We start from the raw sequence: 646 nt of genomic DNA, 5'->3' as shown, positions 1-646 counted from the left end.
CCAGTTCTCATGGAGCCATCCTTGAAATACCACCCTGGCAACTTTGAGGTTCTAACTCAGGTCCGTTATCCGGATCGAGGACAGTGTATGGTGGGTAGTTTGACTGGGGCGGTCTCCTCCCAAAGAGTAACGGAGGAGTACGAAGGTGCGCTCAGACCGGTCGGAAATCGGTCGTAGAGTATAAAGGCAAAAGCGCGCTTGACTGCGAGACAAACACGTCGAGCAGGTACGAAAGTAGGTCTTAGTGATCCGGTGGTTCTGTATGGAAGGGCCATCGCTCAACGGATAAAAGGTACTCCGGGGATAACAGGCTGATACCGCCCAAGAGTTCATATCGACGGCGGTGTTTGGCACCTCGATGTCGGCTCATCACATCCTGGGGCTGAAGCCGGTCCCAAGGGTATGGCTGTTCGCCATTTAAAGTGGTACGCGAGCTGGGTTTAGAACGTCGTGAGACAGTTCGGTCCCTATCTGCCGTGGACGTTTGAGATTTGAGAGGGGCTGCTCCTAGTACGAGAGGACCGGAGTGGACGAACCTCTGGTGTTCCGGTTGTCACGCCAGTGGCATTGCCGGGTAGCTATGTTCGGAAGAGATAACCGCTGAAAGCATCTAAGCGGGAAACTTGCCTCAAGATGAGATCTCACT

1 rRNA gene is annotated in these 646 nt (G+C 53.9%); it reads left to right on the top strand.

From position 1 onward, the window contains the following. Positions 1 to 646, top strand: a 23S ribosomal RNA gene (locus tag APH34_RS28445); the annotation flags it as partial.

Origin of the sequence: Pseudomonas sp. NBRC 111131 (assembly GCF_001320525.1) — a bacterium.
GTDB lineage: Bacteria > Pseudomonadota > Gammaproteobacteria > Pseudomonadales > Pseudomonadaceae > Aquipseudomonas > Aquipseudomonas ceruminis.
The sequence above is the reverse complement of the archived record's forward strand: the minus strand, read 5'-3'. Positions and strand labels throughout refer to the sequence as shown.